Raw genomic sequence first — 2,983 nt, 5'->3', positions numbered from 1 at the left:
CTCCTGCCAGGCAGCGGCGTCGAACGAGCCTGCGGGCGGGGAACCGGAGACCGGCGTCGGCATCCGCAGTAGCGTACGCGGCGTGACCTCGAGCCTTCCCCCTTCCCTCCGCGCGGGCGTCGTCGGCACCGGGTTCGTCGGGGTCGTCCACGTCCATGCGCTGCGCCTGCTCGGCATCGACGTCGCGGGGGTCGTCGGCTCGTCGCCCGAGCGTGCCGCCGCGAAGGGGCTCGCACCCGTCTACGACTCGCTCGAGGCGCTCCTCGCGGACCCCTCGGTCGACGTCGTCCACCTGACCACGCCGAACCACCTCCATCACCCCCAGGTCAAGCAGGTGCTGGAGGCGGGGAAGCACGTCGTCTGCGAGAAGCCGCTCGCGATGACCTCCGAGGAGTCGGGCGAGCTGCTCCGGCTGGCGGAGACGAGCGGGCTCGTCCACTGCACCAACTTCAACCTTCGCTTCTTCCCGCTCGTCCTCGAGGCGCGAGCTCGGGTGGCGTCGGGGGGCGTCGGGGAGGTCTGGAACGTCCACGGCGGCTATCTCCAGGACTGGCTCCTCTACCCCACCGACTGGAACTGGCGACTCGAACCGGAGAAGGGCGGCGCGCTCCGCGCGATCGGCGACATCGGCTCGCACTGGATGGACATGGCGCAATTCGTCAGCGGCCGGCGGATCGTGGAGGTCTGCGCCGACCTGCACACGACCGTCCCGGTTCGCCGCCGTCCGGTCGGCGAGGTCGAGACGTTCGCGAGCGCCGACGACGTGGAGCGCGTGGACGCTCCGATGGCGACGGAGGACCTCGGCCACGTGCTCGTCCGCTTCGAGGGCGGCGCGCGCGGCGCGTTCAAGGTCTCGCAGGGGGCCGCGGGACGCAAGAACCACATTCATTTCGAGGTCGACGGGTCGGAGGCGGCACTTGCCTGGAACGCCGAGCGACACGAGGAGCTCTGGCTCGGGCATCGCGACGAGCCGAACGGCGTGCTGCAGCGAAACGGCGCAGTGATGCAGCCGACCGCCGCCGGCCACACCTCTCTCCCGGCCGGCCATCCCGAAGGCTGGGTCGACACCTTCCGCGAGCTCTATCGCAGCGTCTACGCGGCGGTCGCCGCGGACTCGCCGCCGGCCGAGCCCGACTACCCGACGTTCGCGGACGGGCACCGCGCGAACGTCCTGGGCGACGCGATCGCCCGCTCCAATGCCGAGCGACGATGGGTGGAGGTTCCGACATGAAGCTTGGCCTGCTGACCGCCGCGTTTCCGCGCATGCGCCTCGAGCGCGTCGCTTCCTGGGCGTCGGACAACGGGTTCGAGATGCTCGAGGTCGCCTGCTGGCCCGCGGCGGGCGGCGAGCGTCGCCGCTACGCCGGGGTCTCGCACATCGACGTCGCACGGCTCGACGTGGGCAAGGTGCGCGACGTCCTCGACCGGAACGGGCTCGAGATCTCCTCGCTCGCGTACTACCCGAACAATCTCCATCCCGATCCGGGCGAGCGGCGCGACGCGAACACCCACGTGCGGAAGGTGATCGACGCGGCCGCGAAGCTCGGCGTGCCGACGGTGGGCACGTTCGTCGGGCGCGACCAGACGAAGAACGTCCCGGACAACTTCCGCGAGTTCCGGAAGGTGTGGCCGCGGCTCGTCGCGTACGCCGAAGGGAAGGGCGTGAACATCGCGATCGAGAACTGCCCGATGATCTTCAGCTGGGACGAGTGGCCAGGCGGCACGAACCTCGCCTCGACCCCCGCCGTCTGGGACGAGATGTTCACGATCGTCCCCTCGACGCGCTTCGGCCTCAACCTCGACCCCTCCCACCTCGTCTGGCTCGGGATCGACCACGAGCGCGTCGTGCGCGACTACGCCTCACGGATCCTGCACGTCCACGCGAAGGACATGGAGGTCGACCGCGAGGGGCTCTACCGCAACGGCGTCGTGTCACTCGGCATGGGCTGGCAGATCCCGCGCCTCCCCGGCCTCGGCGAGGTGCGCTGGGATCGCTTCCTCTCGCAGCTCTACCGCGTGGGCTACGACGGCGTCGTCTCGGTCGAGCACGAGGACCGCGCCTTCGAGAAGACCGAGGACCTCGTCAAGCGCGGCTTCCTCATCGCGCGGGACACCCTTAGCCCCTACCTGCATTGAGTCGTACGGAAAGGGGCGAGGCTGAAGCCACGCCCCGACCGTCACGAGCCCCGAACGTGTGCTTCAGCCTCGCCCGTCGTGGCTCGCGCGAGCACCGGCGCTTGCCCAACGCCGCGCCGGGGTAGGAGAATCCAGCCAGTCCCCGACAGAGGAGGCACCGATGAGCGTCGCCAAGGTGATCGAGATCACCGCGTCGTCCCCGACCAGCTTCGCCGAGGCCGCGAAGGCCGGGATCGCCAAGGCATCGGAGACGGTCCACGGGATCAAGGGCGCGTGGGTCTCGGAGGAGAGCCTCGTGGTCGAGAACGACCAGGTGACCGAGTTCCGCGTCACCATGCGAGTCAGCTTCATCCTGGATTAGTTGTCGCAAGGCGGAATCCGCAGAAGCGGATTCCGCCGCTCGGATCCCCGTCTTCGGCGGGGCAGCGCCTTGAAGGCGTCGCCTTCGGCGCCGCAAGTGCCTCGTCCTGGTCCGCGTCTCCGAATCCAGCGGCTGCTACAAGTGACGGGTGACCGCGCCGCCGACGGACGAGAGGCTCGACCGCCCCGCGACGAGCGACACGACCGCGCGCGCCCTCGTCGCCGCGATCCCGGACCCGATCTTCCGCATCGGCACGGACGGGATCTACCGCGGCTTCAAGGTCGACTCCGAGGAGGACCTGATGACGCCCGCGGAGGAGGTCATCGGCCGGAGCGTCCACGAGCGGCTCCCTCCCCACGTCGCCGAGGCGATCCTCGAGGCGGGCAGGCGGGCGGTGGCCGAGCAGGAGGTCCAGCAGATCGAGTACTCGATGGAGCTTCGCGCGGAGGAGCGCGACTACGAGGGCCGTGTCGTCGCCTGCGGGCC

The 2,983-nt window shown here is 70.1% G+C and carries 4 protein-coding genes; all 4 read left to right on the top strand.

The window, feature by feature from the left end; genetic code table 11:
• Window positions 1-1,231 (top strand): Gfo/Idh/MocA family oxidoreductase (locus VF139_11920; GenBank protein HEX6852097.1); only part of this gene is annotated, 1,231 nt, incomplete at its 5' end.
• Window positions 1,228-2,136: a sugar phosphate isomerase/epimerase gene (locus VF139_11915; GenBank protein HEX6852096.1), complete on the top strand. Its 909-nt coding sequence runs from the start codon at window positions 1,228-1,230 to the stop codon at window positions 2,134-2,136. The genes VF139_11920 and VF139_11915, both read left to right, overlap by 4 nt.
• Window positions 2,137-2,296: 160 nt before the next feature.
• Entirely contained in the window at window positions 2,297-2,497 is a 201-nt protein-coding gene (locus VF139_11910; protein HEX6852095.1) for a dodecin family protein, read from the top strand.
• Window positions 2,498-2,645: 148 nt separating this feature from the next.
• Window positions 2,646-2,983, top strand: a 338-nt coding sequence (locus tag VF139_11905) for a PAS domain-containing protein (GenBank protein ID HEX6852094.1), incomplete at its 3' end; no start/stop codon positions are given.

This window comes from Candidatus Polarisedimenticolaceae bacterium, assembly GCA_036376135.1.
In the GTDB taxonomy this organism is placed as follows: Bacteria; Acidobacteriota; Polarisedimenticolia; order Polarisedimenticolales; family DASRJG01; genus DASVAW01.
Note: the sequence above shows the minus strand (reverse complement) of the source record. Positions and strands in the feature narration are given on the sequence as shown.

What these genes read in the sequence shown, in the direction of transcription:
- VF139_11915 (HEX6852096.1), top strand. Translation starts at nt 1,228, where the DNA reads ATGAAGCTTGGCCTGCTGACCGCCGCGTTTCCGCGCATGCGCCTCGAG.
- VF139_11910 (HEX6852095.1), top strand. Translation starts at nt 2,297, where the DNA reads ATGAGCGTCGCCAAGGTGATCGAGATCACCGCGTCGTCCCCGACCAGC.